The organism is Nitrosospira sp. NRS527 (assembly GCF_018406445.1).
Taxonomy (GTDB): Bacteria; Pseudomonadota; Gammaproteobacteria; order Burkholderiales; family Nitrosomonadaceae; genus Nitrosospira; species Nitrosospira briensis.
Genome location: NZ_AP024515.1, coordinates 2229012 through 2246622, shown reverse-complemented (window position 1 = coordinate 2246622; position 17611 = coordinate 2229012). Strand labels below are relative to the sequence as shown.

The following is a 17611-nucleotide window of genomic DNA, read 5'->3' as shown; positions in this document are numbered from 1 at the left end:
ATCGGATCCGGCGCTCGTAATGCTCTGCATGTGCCCTGAACCGGCCACTGCTTGATCCTTTGCCGTTGCTCCAGCGTTGTATTTCTCAAAGCGAGGCTGAACACGAAAGAATGCAAGCTACGCCTACAAAAATTCCTTGAACGGTGAATCATGCGCGGGGATCGGCGTTCCTATGAAAAAGCCTTGCGCGTAATCTATATGCATTTTCTCCAGAAGGGATAAAGTCGCTGCGTTCTCCACGAACTCGGCCGTTGTTTTCTTCCCGAATCCCCGTGCCACATCGCATAGCGCTTTTACCAGTATCTGGTCGTCGGGGCTATCCGCCAGATTGCGTATAAACGAACCGTCGATTTTCACCACATCGATGGGAAGCTGCCGTATGTAATAGAACGAAGAGAAGCCGACGCCGAAATCATCCAGTGTAAAGCTGCAGCCGAGTTTTCTAATCGTTTCCATGAGCTCTCGCGCTGCGGACAAGTCTTCTAACGCCGCCGTCTCGGTTATCTCAAACATGAAGTTTGAAGGATCCGCGTCATATTGAGTGAAAGCTTCCTCCAGGATCGATAGCAATTCGGGATCATGAAATGCATGAGCTGAAAGGTTTATCGAAAAACGGACACGCAGCCCGTTGTGTTGAATTTCTGCCGCTTGAGCAATGGATTTCCGTAAAACCATATGATCGATGGCATGGATAAGGCCGGTTTGCTCTGCTGCCGGTATAAAATATTGAGGAGCAAGCACGGTTCCATTATCGTCGAGCATGCGTAGCAGCACTTCGTAATGGTCAACGGTCTTGTTTGCGATATGCATGATGGGCTGGAAATAGAACAAGAATCGTTCGTTCAAAAGCGCATACTCGATCTTTTCTTTCCAATATACGAGGGTATGCATGCGCTCCCGGGTCTTTTCCTCGTTTGAAAACAGATGCCAACCGCCTCGTCCCGCTTCTTTGGCCTGATACATAGCGAGATCCGCCGCCGCCAATAGGTCGTGGACGTTATTTCCATGCTCGGGAAAAACCGCAATACCAACGCTGGCCGACGCCTTATGGCTTCGGCCGTTTATGGTGATCTTTCCCTGATTCAGGCAAACAAGAACATTTTTTGCGACTTCTATTGCTCCCTCCGCGGTGGTTTGAGGCAGTATCACTGCAAACTCATCGCCGCCCAGACGCCCGAGTATGTCTACGCTGCGTACGCTGCCATGCAACATGTGCGCGATCATTTTCAGCAAAGCATCGCCTGCCTGGTGTCCGCTCGTATCGTTTATATATTTGAACTGATCCAGGTCAAGGAATAGCAGCGCGCCCGAATGTTCATAGCGGGCTGCCAGATTCAGCATTTGCTCCAGTTCTTCCTGAAAACGGCGCCGGTTATATAAGTTGGTGAGGGGATCATGGTCGGCCAGCCATGCCAGTCGGCTTTCTGTGCGTTTATGTTCGGTCATATCGAGCCCTACCGAGAGCATTGCCGGGTCATTCTCGGTATGTCGAGTCAGGTGGGAATGCAACCAGAGAATATGCCTTGTCGATTTATCCCTGCACAGGACGTTGGCTTCATGCCGCAATTGGTCTCTTTGGTCAGAGCGTACCTCCTCAAGGTAGGCGGGAAGATCGCGCATATCTCCATCGGGCGTGAGGAGATTGATGAACGGTGTTCCCTGCAGCTCCTTTTCCATATATTGGATAAGCGTTTCGCCGTAAGCATTTAGTGTGAGAATTTCACCGCCGGCGTTTTGCGTCATTACAATGACTTGCGCGATGTCGAGCAGATTTGTGATGAAATCCCGTTCCTTGCTTAATTCATTCATCTTCCTCGCCAATATCTGAGTCCGATCGGCGACCTGGTCTTCAAGTTTCTCCAGTTGATAGGATAGGGCCACGGCTGTTTCATCTAGCATGCCGATTTCATCTTTCAGCCATGGTTTCTGGCCATCGGTATGAAGCTCCGACCGGAAATTCTTGAAGCTGCTCCGGGCCAGAAGCGGCAGTGTGAAGGCGATATGTTTGAGCCGCGACAATGGCCTGCTGAGAATGAAAAATAATAACAGCTCGGAAAGCATAAGCCCCACCACTCCGATGATTATGTTCTGCTGTGTTGAACTTTGGATGGTATGCATGGTGGAGGTAATATCAGTGACGACAATAAACTGCGCCTTATCGAGCTCATCTATTTTGTTCACGGAAAGCGGTTTGATTTGCAGATATTGGTTATCCCAAGCAATCTGAACGCCGTTTTCCAAGTGGCTGAAGTCGGGATACTGCGCCGCGACTTTAGTAAGAATTGCTGTATTCATTTCTTTGCTGTGTGCGGCAATCCGAACATTCCAGCCGGGAATTATCATCTCGGTGCTTTTCCTGTTACTGTCGTGCTCTCTGATAAGCAAGCCGATATCAGCGCCGGAAACATCCTTGAATCCCAGGACGGCATCGATCAGAGGTGCGCCGATGATGACGACGCCAACACTCTTGCCCTCTACCAGCAGCGGTGCCACCACGAACTGAGTGCATTCTTTCTGGCAGTTCAGAGAGCTGATCGGCCGTTCTCGCACATTCACTTCATGAATCCAATTCAGCATTACGCCTTCATGAGTGTCGGATTCCGGAATACCCCAGCTTGCCAATAACTGATCGGAGTTATCGTAAAAACGTATCAGTTCGATACCCTTATTAAGCTGCAATGATGCCCAATATGGATCGAATGTCTCGGCGATATTTTTTCCATTGGCCGCCAGCAGGTCTGGTCCCATTCCTTCCAGGAAAGGAAGCAATTCAGCAAGCTGATGCAGATCTTTCGAGATCTGATCTATCAAACCTTCAACTTCACTGGCATAACGCTTGTGCTGCGCGCGTCTTTGAGCCTCAAAATCGCTCATCAGGCTCAAATAAGTGATTCCAGTGAATGAAACTACGATAAAGACCAATATCAAGCTGCTCAGCAGCAGAACTTTCCATTTCAGGCTCAGAAATCCAGGCGGCGCGGAGCGTGCCGTGCCGTCGTCGGGCTGACCCTTGTTCATATGGAAATTATGTTCCATCAAGTTATCGCTAGAACCTATAGGAACCGAGGATTGAGAAGAGATTCCAGTTCTGGGACAGATCGCCAGGCACAGGATTGTCAAGAGTGGAGAGCCAGCCCGTACCGTTGATCCGGTGATATTCGGCGCGCAGCATGAACTCAGGCGTGACATTCCAGCGCAGGCCCACCGTTATATCCTTGGCGAAGCGGTTATGTGCAGGGCGTCCGGAAGCCGCAGCCCATTTGTTTCCACTACGATCGTTCCTGTCGGTATAAAGCACGTCGTATCGAATCACGGCCTCCCATTCAGGAGTAAAACGATATGCACCTTGAAAGTAATAGCTTTCCCCGTAGAAATCCAATGTGAGTGGCGCTACACCGAAGTTTTTGAATTCGAAATGGCGTAGGGCATATTCGGAAGTGAGGCTCCAACGCTCGGCATTATATTGAGCCGAGAAAACGAGCGGCGTAAAGCGGATAGAACCGGCTTGAACTGGATCACTTGCTGTCGGGCTATACCCTATATTGAGTTGCGATCCACTGAACGCTAAGCGAAATCTACCTTCGTCGAGCTCGTAAACGACACGGCCGGTATAAGACATTTCCGCCACGAATCTGCCGGGCCTGTCCGAACCCAACAAGGCTACCTCTGCTTCCGCACCTCTGACCAACGGGCGTGCCACCCCTAGCTGAAATGAAATGTTTCCGATATCGGAGCGTTGTTCGCCGTATAGATGTGCGCCATCTGCGGCTAATGCCAGCTTGCGCGTGCGGTCGAAATAAATGGATTGTGGCAACAGTATGCTTGGCCGCGTGAAGGGTACGTCGCGGGTATCGTTATAGAAGCCGATTGGGTTTTTCATCCTGCCCAGGCGTATTCCCAGTTGATTGGTCTCGCCGGAGAATATTGTGTAATCCAGAAAACCATAATCCAGCCGGATATTGCCGGGGCTGCCTTTGCCCGCCCAGCGCGACAGCATCTGTGCCGAAAACTGCAGCTTGGGTAATGGCCTCATCGAAGCGTTCAGTCCCAACTCCCTGAAGTCAAAGCTGCCGTCATCGGAAGCGCTTTTTCCGAAAACATTGTTGTTGCCGGAGCTCTTCAACCAGCTCTGGCTTGCAAAGCCGTGTATTTGCAGATTTTGCGGCAACTTTTCAGCTTGCACAGCATAGCTCCACAGCACGCACGGCACGACAGCGAGCCTGATAGCCATCAGGAAACGGTTGTGAGAGCGGCTATTTGATATGGAGTACATTGACACTACCGTCCATCCTGGATTTAGTTAAATAACCAATTGCTCCAGGCGTGCTAGCGACCTTGGCAAGCATTTCCTGAGGAGAACTTACTGTATTGGGGGCTTGACCGGTTCCCGAAAATACCAATCGATCCCAGGCGGCGCGAAGCTGGTAGGGAAAGACATTCAGTGCCTCTTTAGCAAAGGTGGCGTGTAGAGGCGCGTCGTCTGGCATTACGAATATCCGTATGGCTGTGCCGTCCGGCCACTCGTGGAGACGCATTCCAAAGATGGCGCGTAGGGCGCTCCTGGAAATCGTTTTCTCGCTGACTCCGGGGTGAGTCACGACCTCATAGTGATCCGTTGCCCGAGCAATGCTTATAGTGCACAGCATGCCGAGCAGCAGAGATAAGAGCAGGATAAGGCGACCGGTATTTTTTTTAATTGTCACGGTTTAAATTATTTATCTGTCGTTCATGCCATCGTGCACCTCGGCCGGGCTGAAGCCCCAACCGTTGAGATAGTTGGCCAGAATGAAAGAGTGGGCGCAATTGAGAAACGCACCGGGTTGTGATAGAAGTGATTGACTTCTAAGTGATCTCTACATCTCTACTCTAAAGTCTCGCTATTGACATTTCCAGTGATGATATTTCGCAGGTATGCTTTAGAGGCCCTAGCCGGACGCTGCCGTAATTCGTGATCAATTCCCATATCTCACTATTGTTTACATAAATAGTTTCCAGCATTTTGATCAAGTCAATGATGTAGGGTCGACGTGGGCCGTGATAGTCCGCTAATGGTCCGATGGCATCGAACTGCAGTCCATAGGGAGCTAATAATCTGTTCAATGAAGGATCCATTACCGAAAGACAGTGTGTGATATTGTGTTGAGCGGACATTTGTATGATGCCAACAACAAGCGCCAGGATGGGATGAGGAAAGCGCCGCTTATTCCCTTCAACAAGCTCTCTTTGAGGTTTTTTTTCGCTGTCACCTCTGCGTTGGCGCAGTCGTCGCACGATAAGCAAGCGCGATATTTCAGCTGTATTACGTCGCGGTAACGCATGGACATCAATAAGTGCCGGATCAAATCGGGTATGCTGCTCGATGGGAAATGGTTTTTCCACATTCACCGGATCGGGCAATATCAGACGTGCTGTTCCTACATAATCACCAGAGGAACGGTGCTGTAGAAGAATATGAGATGAATGGTCATCATAGCTGTCGCGTTCGTACCCTTCCGGATAACAGGACACGTCAAAACCGGGAAGACGCTGCTCGATGCATAGCACTTGATAGCGCAGGCGAAATACCTCACGTAGCAATTCCGGAGAATCGACATGGATAATTTCGAAATATTCGTTGAACGCGGCCACGACGTCGTTCATTTGGAAGAGCCCAAAAGTGACGTCGCTCGCAATCCATTACTTATGAGATTTCTTCGCTGGTCAACCGACGGGAGAAGCCAGGTCAGCCCGGTTGAGCCCCGTTTGCTCGTCTTTCCGGTTGCTGATTTCATGATGAAGAAGCTTTTGCCAAAGGTTGGAAAGCAAGGGCCGGAGTATGCTTCCTGCGCAAATCGGCCTGCTTCGGAGGCATCGCTTATCGATGAGTGTGGGGGAAACAAGCCATGCATATGCATATCGCTCATAAAGGATAGAAAAATTTTTGCCATGTGCGATAGACACTGATTTCGAGTGAGTCGCTACATAGTTAACGACGAAAATCTGCTTCACTTTATTTCAATGTGAATTGAAAGGAATAAGATTGCCCTTTTCCGTTTTCTCTCGCAGGGTTTCATACGGTAAAAATTAGGCTTGTTTTGCAATTGTCATAAGAAAGATGCAGGATCTGGTTTTTAGTGGCATTGTCGCTGTCCTTTGACGATGGGAAATAGTGGACGGAATATTCAGGACAAGGAACTCGGGAAACGGCGCTTTGCGGTGCGCGGCGGCAAAATCGGGTTGGTCATCATCAATTGCAAATTCGCGCTAAGTCCGGCTATGAATGTTCCGACATGCTCCATTCGCCGGCTTTAGAGATTGAAGTTCGGTTAAAGCCCCGGATAGCATAGATTTTCTTCTGTTAAAGCGCCATGATTTGGCCATTTATTGAATGGCGTAAGTACGCTATGAGACAATGGATTGGCGTTCATGGATAGCTGTAAGATTTTACAGCTAGAAATTACTTGATCCGGCACGGTTCGGCTGATAGAAACCTGATCAACCCGCTTATCATAAGAAATACAGGGCCGATACAGGATACATACAAGAACTATTTCAAGACTGATGCATTTCTGTCACACTGCTAGTGTTTTGCGAGTGGCGATTCACCACTTGCAATGATTTCGTCAGACGACACAGTTCCGGCAAGTTCAGCGCTTGTTCGAGAAGTGGCGATACTCGCTGCTATAATCAAGACCTCGGCATCAGCCGTTTATTTAGCGCTTCTGTTTTTGAGTCAGAAGTAGCGTGCTTCCGAATGTCTTCTTTGTCTATTTCGACGTACCGCCTTTTGCCCTGTTTCCTGATATACGCCGCAATGAAATTCCTGACGGAAAAATTGAAATTCTTGACAGAAAAATGACGGGGCAGGCAGCAAATGGAGTGGATTGAGTACCGCAATAGTTGAATCAAGTGATAGGCGTAACATGCCTGATAGGCAATGAATACGCCGGAGAGCGGGGTCTTGAAGAATATAATCTGGTGCCCAGAAGAGGACTCGAACCTCCACAGTGTTGCCACCGCTAGGACCTGAACCTAGTGCGTCTACCAATTCCGCCATCTGGGCAATGCTCGCATCCTGTCCGGAGTGGGACTTACGATACAGGGTGCGGGGCAGAGGTCGCAATTTTATAGGAAACCATTGCTTTGTCAATTAAGAAGAAACGCAAACTCCGCGATCTTGATCCTCATCTTGAGCGCGAGAAGCTTCAATATGGTCATCCGCTGCCGAGCCGCGAATTCATGCTCCAGATTCTGGAAGAGCATGGCGTTCCCGTGAATGAGAAAGCATTGCAGAGCCTGCTGGAAATCACGGACGAAGAAAACGAAATTTTCGGTCGTCGTGTTTCCGCGATGTTACGCGAGGGTCAGATTATGCGTAACCGCAAGGGCGATATCTGCGTGGTGGACAAGCTCGATCTTATCAAGGGGAGGATCCAGGGGCATGCGGATGGTTTCGGCTTCCTGGTACCCGACGATCGCAGTCCGGATCTGTTTTTGAGCGCCAAGGAAATGCACAAGGCGCTGCATGGCGATCGTGTGATGGTGCGCGAAATCGGAGTGGATAGGCGTGGACGCAGGGAAGGCACTATTGTGGAGGTGCTGGAGCGTGCCGTCACGCAACTGGTCGGCCGTTTGCACGCCGATCACGGAATTTTGTTTGTGGAGGCGGAGAACAGGCGTATCAGCCAGGATATTCTGATCCCTCCGGAAGAATCCATGAACGCCAAGGCGGGCCAGGTAGTGATGGTCGAAATCATCCAGCAGCCCAGCAAGAACGCTCAACCCATCGGCCGCATTGTCGAGATTCTGGGTGAGTATACCGCCCCCGGCATGGAGATCGAAATTGCTCTCCGGAAACACGATTTGCCTCATCAGTTTCCACCGGAAGTGGAAGCACGTTCAGCCAGATTCCCCGACAGCGTGCTGAAAGCGGATCTGGCCGACAGGGAGGATATTCGTCATTTACCGCTGGTGACGATAGATGGGGAAACCGCACGTGATTTTGACGACGCGGTGTATTGTGAGCGCGACGGGAAAAGTTATAAGCTATATGTAGCCATTGCGGATGTCAGCCACTACGTTTGCTCCACGGATGCGCTTGATCGCGAGGCTTTGAATCGAGGCAACTCGGTTTATTTCCCGCGCCGCGTTATTCCGATGTTGCCGGAGGTGCTTTCGAACGGTCTATGTTCGCTTAACCCGCAGGTGGAGCGTTTGTGCATGGTATGCGAGATGAGTATTGATGCAGCGGGCGATTTTCAGGAGTATCGTTTTTATCCCGCGGTGATGTTTTCCCAGGCACGGTTGACCTACACCAAAGTGGCAGCGATGCTGGACAATCCCGAGGGTGAGGATGCGAAGCAATACAAGAGCCTTCTTCCGCACATTCAATTGCTCTACAAATTATTCAAGGTATTGTTCAAGGCACGAGGCAAGCGCGGCGCGATCGATTTTGAAACGATTGAAACCCAGATGATTTTCAACGATCAGGGAAAAATCGAGTGCATTCTTCCCGTGAAGCGCAACGATGCCCATCGGTTGATCGAAGAATGTATGCTGGCGGCGAATGTGTGTGCCTCGGATTTCTTGCAGAAACATAAACAACCCACGCTCTATCGTATCCACGAAGGACCTACTCCGGAAAAACTGCTTGCCCTGCGTGATTTCCTCAAGGAATTCGGTGTGCAGCTAAGCGGCGGCGACGAGCCGAGCGCTAAAAACTACGCTAGGACGCTGAGTAAAATCAAGGATAGACCGGATGCGCAGCTCTTGCAGACGGTGATGTTGCGATCCTTGCGCCAGGCGGTTTACAGCCCGGACAACATTGGCCATTTTGGGCTTGCATACGAGTCATATACCCATTTCACTTCACCTATCCGGCGCTATCCCGATCTGCTGGTGCACCGTGCGATCAAGACAGTATTGAATGGCGGAACGTATTCTCCCGGCGATTGGCATGAACTGGGTGTGCATTGCTCACAGACAGAGCGCCGTGCAGACGATGCTAGCCGCGATGTAGAGTTGTGGCTTAAGTGCTATTACATGCAGGATAGAATAGGCGAGCGCTTTGAAGGCGTGATCAGCGGCGTAACCGGCTTTGGCCTTTTCGTGGCGCTGGATGGCATTTATGTGGAAGGGCTTGTGCATATTTCAGAACTGCCCAGCGACTATTTCCATTTCGATGCCGGCAAGCACATGTTGCTGGGTGAGCGTAGCGGCAAGCGTTATCGCCTCGGCGACCGGCTCAGCGTCAAGTTGGTGCGGGTCGACCTGGAGTCGAGCAAGATCGATTTTGTCCTGGCCGGAACCAGTTCGCGCGATACGGAAAATCAGAGTTAACTCCGGAGCGCAGGATGGATATCGCTCCGATCAACCGGAGTCGTCACATTCCCGACCCATCCACTTATTCAATTGACCTACTTATAGATGTCCAACATACGCCTTATATTCGGCTTCCACGCTATTATCAGCCGACTGCGGCAAAATCCTGCCAGCATCAAGGAAATTTTTCTTGATGCCGAGCGCCGTGACCAGCGCGCGCGTGACTTGGCGAAGCTTGCCGAAACCCAGGAGGTGCGGTTGATCTCATGCGATAACACCAGGCTCGCGGCGATGGCCGGTGGCGCGCACCATCAGGGCGTGGCGGCGAATATAGACGCCTCTCGCAGTCATGTGGCCATAGACGATGTGCTTGATACGCTGACTGAACCAGGGCTGCTTCTGATACTGGACGGCATACAGGACCCGCATAATCTGGGAGCCTGCCTGCGGGTGGCCGATGCCTTCGGTGTTCATGCCGTGATCGCGCCGAAGGACCGTGCCGTAGGGCTCACCGCCACGGTGCATAAGGTGGCGAGTGGTGCAGCCGATGCCGTGCCGTATGTTTCCGTGACTAATCTGGCCCGTACGTTGCGCGAGCTGAAACAGCGCGGTATATCGATAATCGGAGCAACGGCCGATTCAGACGTCGATCTCAACTCCGTGAAGCTGGATGGGCCCGTTGCCTGGGTTCTGGGTGCGGAAGGGAAAGGGATGCGCCGGTTGACCCGCGAGACCTGTGATCACCTTGTTGCCATCCCCATGCTGGGCAGCGTCGAAAGTCTGAATGTTTCTGTCAGCGCCGGCATATGCCTCTTCGAGACTCGCCGGCAGCGCGCTGCGCAGGAAGCCGCCGGGCAGCCCGCTACAAAAGCTGCTGCCGCGCCCGCGTGAGGCTATCCGAGCTTCATTGATGCCTGTTTAAATGCCTTTGCCAATTGATATTTCTTTCTCGGTTCAGTATAGTACCCGGTTTTTCAACCCTTGCCTCACCGTGTTCGCATCGCGGGAGGCTCTACCCATGAGGAGACAGCATGCGACATTATGAGATCGTTTTTATCGTCCATCCTGACCAGAGCGAGCAGGTTCCCGCGATGATCGAGCGTTACCGCGGAATCGTTACTGCGAGAAACGGACAGGTTCACCGCCTGGAAGATTGGGGGCGCCGCCAGCTCACCTACCTGATCCAGAAGGTTCACAAGGCGCATTACGTGCTGATGAACATCGAATGTGATCAGGAAACACTGGACGAACTGGATCATTCATTTAAATTCAACGACGCGATATTGCGGCATCTCACCACTAAAATGGGTGGGCCGGTAACGACGCCTTCGCCGATGATGCGCGAAGAAAAACCAAGGTCAGCCGCGCCGGCAGCGGAGGAGCTTAAAGAAACCACGCTCGCGACGTAGGCTCGGCAATAATTGAACTGCAACCAGACTGTAATTTGCGGAAAGATTATCGAAATCGGTAGTTTGCGTTACACACCGGCGGGGGTGGCGGTGACGGAATTCAAGATTAGCCACGTCTCCCGCCAGATCGAAGCAGATAAGCCGCGCCAGGTGGAGTGCGAAATTTCGGCAGTGGCGCTAGCACAGATGGCTGAAGCCATTGCGAGCATAGCGCCCGATACGCTAGTGAAACTCGTGGGTTTTCTGGCAAAAAAAAGCCGGATGAGCTTGCAACTAGTGCTGCATGTGAACAAAGTTGACCTTATTTAAATTATTCAGGCCCTCATTTCAAGACAGGAAAAATCATGGCTCGTTTTATTTCAAGACGTAAAGATGGTAAAGACAAGGACAAGGACAAAAAGGCCAACCGCCCGTTGTTCAAGCGCAGGAAATTCTGCCGGTTTACCGCGGAAGGCATTAAAACCGTGGATTACAAGGATGTCGAGTTATTGAAAGATTTCATCAATGAAAACGGCAGGATCATTCCGGCCCGCATTACCGGTACCAAGTCGCGTTATCAGCGCCAGCTAGGTATTGCTATTGAGCGCGCGCGCTTTCTCGCGTTGCTTCCTTACACCGATTTGCACTGAGGAGCGACGATATGCAGATCATATTGATGGAAAAAATTCTCAATCTCGGCCAGTTGGGTGACGTTGTCAAAGTCAAAAACGGGTATGCGCGGAATTTCCTTATTCCGCAAGGCAAGGCAAAGCGGGCAACGCAGGCAGCCATTGCCGAGTTCGAGGTGAAGCGCGCGGAATTGGAAAAAACCCACGCGGACGTCCTGGCTGCTGCTCAGGCGCGTGCGGAAAAACTGGACGGATTAATGGTGCAGATTAGCCAGAAGGCCGGCGTTGACGGCAAACTGTTCGGTTCAGTTACCAATGCTGATATCGAGGAGGCATTGAAAGCCCAGGGCTTCGAGATTGAACGGGCAATGATACGCATGCCGCAAGGTTCATTGAAGCAGGTGGGAGACCATCCCGTCACTATTGCATTGCATAGTGAAGTACTGGCAAATATTGTTGTCTCCGTTTTGGGCGAGACGGCTTCCTGAAAGTACGCCCATCCGCGCCAGGGTACTCCTGCAGGATGGTTCTGAATACTCCTGAATGATCCTTTGATTTCAAGTCCTGGTTGCCGACCCAGCGTTGACAACCAGGGGCTCGACAGGGGATTCCTTCAGAGGTTTCCCAAGGGCTGTTTATAGGCTCTTTTCTCGTTTTTCCGTATTTCCCTATCGTACGGATGGTAAAATCTTCCTCTTCCCCGCAACGCCACCCGGATCCCATGGCTCAATTCCTTACCGCAGCCACCAACGATCAGTTGCTTGAATCCTACAAAATGCCGCCACACTCGGTTGAGGCGGAGCAGTCTGTGCTGGGCGGGTTGATGCTTGATAACTATGCCTGGGATAAGGTGGCTGACGTCATCACCGAAGAAGATTTTTACCGGCAGGACCATCGGCTCATTTATCGCCACATTTGCAAATTGGTGGAGCATAGCAAACCCGCGGACGTGGTGACCGTCGCCGAGTCGCTTGAAATATCAGCTGAGCTGCAAAATGTAGGTGGATTAGCCTATGTAGGTGTGATCGTTCAAAATACGCCCTCCGCAGCCAATATTCGGCGTTATGCGGAAATCGTGCGCGAACGGGCAGTGATGCGCAGACTGGCTCAGGTTGGCTCGGAGATCTCGGACTCCGCGTATAGTCCCGCAGGGCGCTCCGCTGCGACCCTGCTGGATGAAGCTGAAGCCAAGGTGTTTGAGATTGCCGAGGCAGGGGCGCGGGGAAAGCAGGGTTTTATCGATATTCAACCGCTCCTCAAGCAGGTTGTGGAGCGTATCGAGACACTTTACAATCAGGATAATCCCAGCGATGTGACCGGAATCGCTACCGGATTCCATGATCTCGATCAGAAGACTTCCGGCTTTCAACCGGGTGACCTGGTTATTGTCGCGGGTAGGCCCTCCATGGGCAAAACCGCTTTTTCGCTCAACATTGCCGAGCATGTTTCGCTGGTACTGGAAAAACCCGTCGCCGTATTCAGTATGGAAATGGGGGGAGCGCAGCTGGCAATGCGCATGCTGGGCTCGGTAGGACGCCTGGATCAGCACAAAGTTCGCACCGGCCGCTTGCAGGATGAGGATTGGTCCAAGCTGACGCATGCGCTGGGCAAGCTGAGCGAGGCGCCACTTTTCATTGATGAAAGCGCGGCACTGAATGCGCTGGAGGTTAGAGCGCGGGCGCGCCGGCTTCATCGCCAGCATGGCGAACTGGGATTGATCGTGGTCGATTATTTGCAGCTGATGTCCTCAGCCGGTCAAGGCGAGAATCGGGCCACTGAAATCTCGGAGATTTCCCGTTCGCTGAAGGCATTGGCAAAAGAACTGCAAGTGCCTGTCGTCGCGCTGTCGCAATTGAACCGCAGCCTTGAGCAGCGCCCGAACAAGCGCCCCATCATGTCGGATCTGCGCGAATCCGGAGCCATTGAACAAGATGCGGACCTGATTCTTTTTATCTATCGGGATGAAGTCTATAACCCGGATACGCAAGACAAGGGAATCGCTGAAATCATCATAGGCAAGCAACGGAACGGCCCGATCGGCAAAGTCGATCTTACCTTCCTTGGGGAATATACCCGGTTTGAGAGTTGTGCCAAAACCGGGCACTATTGAGAATCGCTTAATAACGTCTGCGGGCGCACCTGGATTTCATTCAGGGACTGCACCGGTAAATCCGAGGGAACACAGGGGCACAGGCTGGTTTATTCCGAGCCTTGATCAAGCCAGGCTATACCTGCTTGCAAGCTACAAGACCTCAGTCGCATAATCGGCCAACCTGGAACGTTCACCGCGCTGTAACGTTACGTGGCCGCTGTGGCTCCATCCCTTGAATCGATCCACCACATAAGTCAATCCTGAGCTTCCTTCGGACAAATAAGGCGTATCTATCTGGGCAATATTGCCCAGGCACACCACTTTGGTCGCCGGTCCGGCGCGGGTAATGAGCGTTTTCATCTGTTTGGGCGTAAGATTCTGCGCCTCATCGATTATTAGAAACTTGTTGATGAAAGTTCGCCCACGCATGAAGTTGAGCGACTTGATCTTGATGCGTGAGCGGATCAGATCGAGCGTGGCGGCGCGGCCCCATTCTCCCGTGCTGCTGTCCGTTTTGTTGAGGACGTCGAGATTATCTTCCAGTGCGCCCATCCACGGCGTCATCTTTTCTTCTTCGGTTCCCGGCAGAAAGCCGATATCCTCACCTACCGGCACCGTGACGCGCGTCATGATGATTTCCGAATAAACTTTGTGCTCGAGCGTTTGCATCAGGCCAGCGGCGAGTGTGAGCAGCGTCTTGCCCGTCCCCGCCTGCCCCAGTAGCGTGACAAAATCCACTTCCGGATTCATCAGCAAATTGAGCGCAAAATTCTGCTCACGATTGCGTGCGGTGATCCCCCACGTATTATTTTTCTGGTGGGTATAGTCCTTAAGCGTTTGCAGAACGGCGGTTTTGCCGCTGTGCTCGGTGACTTTGGCATAGAACGGTTTGTCATGCTCCAGATAAACAAACTGATTGACGATAAAGCTGGCGCATAGCGGGCCTTTGACGCGATAAAACGTGTGGCCGGATTGCTGCCATGATTCCATTTCCTTGCCGTGTTTGTCCCAGAAATCCGCAGGTAATTCCTGTATCCCCGAAAAGAGAAGATCGGTATCTTCCAGGACCTTATCGTTGAAGTAATCCTCTGCTGCCAACCCCAGCGCCCGCGCCTTGATACGCATGTTGATGTCTTTGGACACCAGCGCAACGCTACGATCCGGATAGGTTTCGTGCAAAAATTTCACGACGCCGATGATCTGGTTATCGGCGCTGCCGCTGGCCAACCGCATGGGCAAAACGCTAGTGATCGCCTGCGTCTGGAGGAACAGCCGTCCGGTTGCGCTCTTGCTGCCGTGCGGCTGCAATGAAATACCTTGATCGATATCGGTTACCGCACTGCTGACGATCTCATCCAGAAAACGACTGGTCTGGCGCGCGTTACGCGCCACCTCCGACATTCCTTTCTTGTTATTGTCGAGCTCCTCAAGGATTACCATGGGGATATAAATATCGTGTTCCTGGAAACGGAACAGGCTGGTGGGATCATGCATCAGCACATTGCTGTCGAGTACGAACAACTTGGGGTTGGTTCGCAAACGGGTGATTTTGGTAACGGGAGAAACTGTAGATGAAGCCGGTTTTCTAGGACTCATGACTTTCTCTGCCCAGGTTCTTCACGAATTCCAGTACTTCCTCGACATGGCCATCAATTTTGACTTTCCGCCATTCCGCCCGCAGGATCCCGTTTGCATCGATGACGAATGTGCTCCGCTCTATGCCACGAACCTGTTTGCCATACATATTTTTCATCTTGATGACGTCGAACAGCTTGCAAGCGATTTCGTCGCTGTCGCTCAGCAATTCGAAAGGAAATTCCATCTTCGCCTTGAAATTTTCATGTGACTTGATACTGTCTCGCGAGATACCTACAATATCGCAGCCGAGTTTCTGAAATTCGCCGTAAGCGTCGCGGAACTGCTGACCCTCTGTGGTACATCCCGGCGTGTTGTCTTTCGGATAAAAATAAATTACGAGGTTTTTTCTGGACGCCTCGGACAGGTGGAATACCTTATTGCCGGTGGAAGGAAGCTCAAAATCGGGAACGGGCTGATTTAGCATGGAAGAAGGCTCATGGTAAAAAGACTTGTCTGCAGAATTTTTCATTTTGCATGGTAACAAAAAGATGGCATAAAGCAAATGTCGAAGCCGCAAGACTTATTCAACGCATCTTCAATACCTGGGCTCGCGTGGCATCTGCCCAGCAATTGGGCGTTTCAAACAAGCGCACCTGCTCCAGCCTCAGGTGGTTGCCATAGGTATCCTGATAAGCCGCATCCAGTATCCGGAATGCGGTGAGCACGAGATTTTCCGCCGTGGGCGGCGTATCCAGCACGACTGTTTTATGGTTTTCCAGAGATTGAAGAAATTGCAATAACTTTACGTCTTCGGAATATACCAGGAATGCGTGATCCCATTTGTCCACCAGCACGGTGTTGGCGATGCGCTTTACCTCGGAATAATCCATTACCATCCCTTGTTCGGAGACGCCCGCCTCAGTGATGATGTCTCCGGACAGGGTAATTTCAATAGCGTAGCGATGCCCGTGCAAGTGACGGCATTTGCTATTATGGGAAGGTATGCGATGGCCGGCGTCAAATTCCAGCCTGCGAGTAATTAACATTATCGGAATTGTAACATTGCAGCGAACTTCCAAACGATTGCATGTTGAGGACCACAGCCGCGATGTCGCGGGGATGACCTACGTCTATCCCGTGGTGTCGCGCCGCGCCGGAGGCGTTTCGATAGGCATCAATCTCAATCCCAACAATGCATGCAACTGGCGCTGTATTTATTGCCAGGTTCCTGAACTCAAACGCGGAACGGCGCCGGTAATTGATCTGGCCAGGCTCGAGGCGGAATTGCGCACGTTCCTGCATGAAATTCTGCATGGCAACTTCATGCGGGAACAAGTGCCGCCGGAAGCGCGGCGCATCAATGACATCGCATTTTCCGGCAACGGCGAACCCACCAGTGCCCGGGAGTTTGAACAGGCGGTGGAATTGATCGGACGCGTGAAAGCCGATTACGACCTGCCCGAGGCGCTTAAGCTGGTGTTGATCACCAATGGCAGCCTGATCGAGCGGCCTGGCGTACAGGCGGGCTTGCGCCGTATGGCAGCGCTCAACGGTGAGGTCTGGTTCAAGCTGGATAGTGTTACCCGGGAGGGGAGACGATCCATCAACAATACAAGTATGAGTCTGAAGCAGGTTCGTGAAAACCTGGAGCTGGCTGCGTTTTTATGCCCTACCTGGCTGCAAACCTGCGTGTTTCAAATCGATGGCTTGCCGCCGACTCAGCTGGAATCGGACGCCTATCTGACATTTATAGAGAAATTCCTGCAAGGAGGAGGGCTGCTCAAAGGGGTATTGCTATATGGGCTTGCACGCCCGTCCCTGCAGCCGGAAGCACCGAGGCTCACAAACATCGGTCAGGCGTGGATGGAGTCATTTTCGACGAAAATCCGCGCCCTCGGACTCGCCGTCAAGCTGAATCCATGAATTCCAATTCTCGTCTTCCCGATTCTCACATCGATATTCAATGATATTAACCAAACCGGACCGTAATGGCTGTACCTTGACGAGTATATTGACCGTTACTTTGCCTTGGCCGCTTTCTTCAGGCTCTTGTACAAATCGGGATTCTGGCTTTTCAGCAACGCAGCCACGGCCAAATCATCCTTTTTGATCTTGGTGAGATCGATATGCTCCATATGTACGAGTCGCACGAGCTCTCTTACCGGTCGGGGCATATTCCGCCCGCTTTCGTAACGGGAGCCTCCACTTTGAGTGACACCGACTTTGCTCCAGAAGTCATGCTGGTTAAGACCCAATTTGCGGCGGATTTCACGAGGATTGGATATTTCTTCGAAGAGTTTCATGGGTCGGCTCTCACAGGTTATGGTAAAAAGTTATTGTTGAGGTTATGTTATAGAATTATTGCACATACATAAATTTAATTCGTTTTTTTATTCTATGCAAGTATTAAGTGTGTCGGTTTTTCCCCTTGCCAAGCTTTGTCGGACCTTCATACTTATCATTTTGGCATGTTTGGGGAGCCTTGGGTTACTCTCGGCGCAAGCGTATGGCACTTCGCGGGGATGAGAGGTGCGAAAGGAAGGGGATACGATGGAGCAAATGGCTGAATCCCCTGTCTTCATTAGGGAATTACTGTCGGGCTCACCATAAGTAGCGGTGCAAAT

General features: G+C 51.6%; 16 protein-coding genes and 1 tRNA gene. 8 read left to right on the top strand and 9 right to left on the bottom strand.

All coding sequences use genetic code 11. The annotated features are described in order from the left end of the window. Nucleotides 1-123: 123 nt before the first annotated feature. From KJS40_RS10105 to KJS40_RS10085, 5 genes are all read right to left on the bottom strand, one after another. Nucleotides 124-3018, bottom strand: a complete 2895-nt coding sequence (locus KJS40_RS10105; protein WP_244859538.1) for an EAL domain-containing protein — start codon at nucleotides 3016-3018, stop codon at nucleotides 124-126. Between the two features lie 28 nt (nucleotides 3019-3046). Beyond that, on the bottom strand, nucleotides 3047-4231 hold the full coding sequence (locus tag KJS40_RS10100) for an OprO/OprP family phosphate-selective porin (protein ID WP_244859537.1): 1185 nt from the start codon (nucleotides 4229-4231) through the stop codon (nucleotides 3047-3049). A gap of 22 nt (nucleotides 4232-4253) precedes the next feature. After that, nucleotides 4254-4703, bottom strand: a complete 450-nt coding sequence (locus tag KJS40_RS10095; protein WP_244859536.1) for a hypothetical protein — start codon at nucleotides 4701-4703, stop codon at nucleotides 4254-4256. Nucleotides 4704-4866: 163 nt separating this feature from the next. After that, nucleotides 4867-5628, bottom strand: a complete 762-nt coding sequence (locus KJS40_RS10090) for a PEP-CTERM/exosortase system-associated acyltransferase (protein WP_244859535.1) — start codon at nucleotides 5626-5628, stop codon at nucleotides 4867-4869. A gap of 1327 nt (nucleotides 5629-6955) precedes the next feature. After that, nucleotides 6956-7042, bottom strand: a tRNA-Leu gene (locus KJS40_RS10085). 80 nt (nucleotides 7043-7122) lie between these two features. Here KJS40_RS10085 and rnr point away from each other — a divergent pair. The 7 genes from rnr to dnaB all read left to right on the top strand — a co-directional run bounded on the left by rnr (nucleotide 7123) and on the right by dnaB (nucleotide 13427). Further along, nucleotides 7123-9318, top strand: a complete 2196-nt coding sequence (gene rnr, locus KJS40_RS10080) for a ribonuclease R (RefSeq protein ID WP_213537468.1) — start codon at nucleotides 7123-7125, stop codon at nucleotides 9316-9318. An 87-nt stretch (nucleotides 9319-9405) separates the two neighbouring features. Further along, nucleotides 9406-10191 carry a 23S rRNA (guanosine(2251)-2'-O)-methyltransferase RlmB gene (gene rlmB, locus KJS40_RS10075; protein ID WP_213537466.1) on the top strand — a complete coding sequence of 262 codons (786 nt, stop codon included), beginning with the start codon at nucleotides 9406-9408 and terminating at the stop codon, nucleotides 10189-10191. A gap of 140 nt (nucleotides 10192-10331) precedes the next feature. Beyond that, entirely contained in the window at nucleotides 10332-10709 is a 378-nt protein-coding gene (gene rpsF, locus KJS40_RS10070; RefSeq protein WP_025041627.1) for a 30S ribosomal protein S6, read from the top strand. A 12-nt stretch (nucleotides 10710-10721) separates the two neighbouring features. Continuing rightward, nucleotides 10722-11018, top strand: coding sequence for a primosomal replication protein N (gene priB, locus KJS40_RS10065; RefSeq protein WP_213537464.1), 297 nt, complete (start codon nucleotides 10722-10724; stop codon nucleotides 11016-11018). A gap of 35 nt (nucleotides 11019-11053) precedes the next feature. Continuing rightward, nucleotides 11054-11338, top strand: a complete 285-nt coding sequence (gene rpsR, locus KJS40_RS10060) for a 30S ribosomal protein S18 (protein WP_213537462.1) — start codon at nucleotides 11054-11056, stop codon at nucleotides 11336-11338. 11 nt (nucleotides 11339-11349) lie between these two features. Further along, nucleotides 11350-11805, top strand: a complete 456-nt coding sequence (gene rplI / locus KJS40_RS10055) for a 50S ribosomal protein L9 (protein ID WP_213537460.1) — start codon at nucleotides 11350-11352, stop codon at nucleotides 11803-11805. Between the two features lie 233 nt (nucleotides 11806-12038). Continuing rightward, nucleotides 12039-13427 (top strand): replicative DNA helicase, encoded by a 1389-nt coding sequence (dnaB, locus tag KJS40_RS10050; protein ID WP_107729866.1) that lies wholly within the window; start codon nucleotides 12039-12041, stop codon nucleotides 13425-13427. Nucleotides 13428-13559: 132 nt separating this feature from the next. On the opposite strand, the gene KJS40_RS10045 is transcribed toward dnaB, so the two are convergent. The 3 genes from KJS40_RS10045 to queD all read right to left on the bottom strand — a co-directional run bounded on the left by KJS40_RS10045 (nucleotide 13560) and on the right by queD (nucleotide 16033). Continuing rightward, a complete protein-coding gene (locus tag KJS40_RS10045) occupies nucleotides 13560-15005 on the bottom strand; it encodes a PhoH family protein (RefSeq protein WP_213537458.1) in 1446 nt (481 codons plus the stop codon). Continuing rightward, complete coding sequence (locus KJS40_RS10040) at nucleotides 14995-15471, bottom strand: peroxiredoxin (RefSeq protein ID WP_213537456.1); 477 nt, start codon at nucleotides 15469-15471, stop codon at nucleotides 14995-14997. The genes KJS40_RS10045 and KJS40_RS10040 overlap by 11 nt, the downstream gene beginning before the upstream one ends. Nucleotides 15472-15571: 100 nt before the next feature. Beyond that, nucleotides 15572-16033, bottom strand: coding sequence for a 6-carboxytetrahydropterin synthase QueD (queD, locus tag KJS40_RS10035; RefSeq protein WP_213537450.1), 462 nt, complete (start codon nucleotides 16031-16033; stop codon nucleotides 15572-15574). Nucleotides 16034-16049: 16 nt separating this feature from the next. Between queD and KJS40_RS10030 the strand changes: the two genes are divergently transcribed. Continuing rightward, nucleotides 16050-16910 (top strand): radical SAM protein, encoded by an 861-nt coding sequence (locus KJS40_RS10030; RefSeq protein ID WP_244859534.1) that lies wholly within the window; start codon nucleotides 16050-16052, stop codon nucleotides 16908-16910. Nucleotides 16911-17005: 95 nt separating this feature from the next. Here the strand turns inward: KJS40_RS10030 and KJS40_RS10025 are convergent, their stop codons facing one another. Next, nucleotides 17006-17290, bottom strand: coding sequence for a transcriptional regulator (locus tag KJS40_RS10025; RefSeq protein WP_025041617.1), 285 nt, complete (start codon nucleotides 17288-17290; stop codon nucleotides 17006-17008). Nucleotides 17291-17611 lie beyond the last annotated feature (321 nt).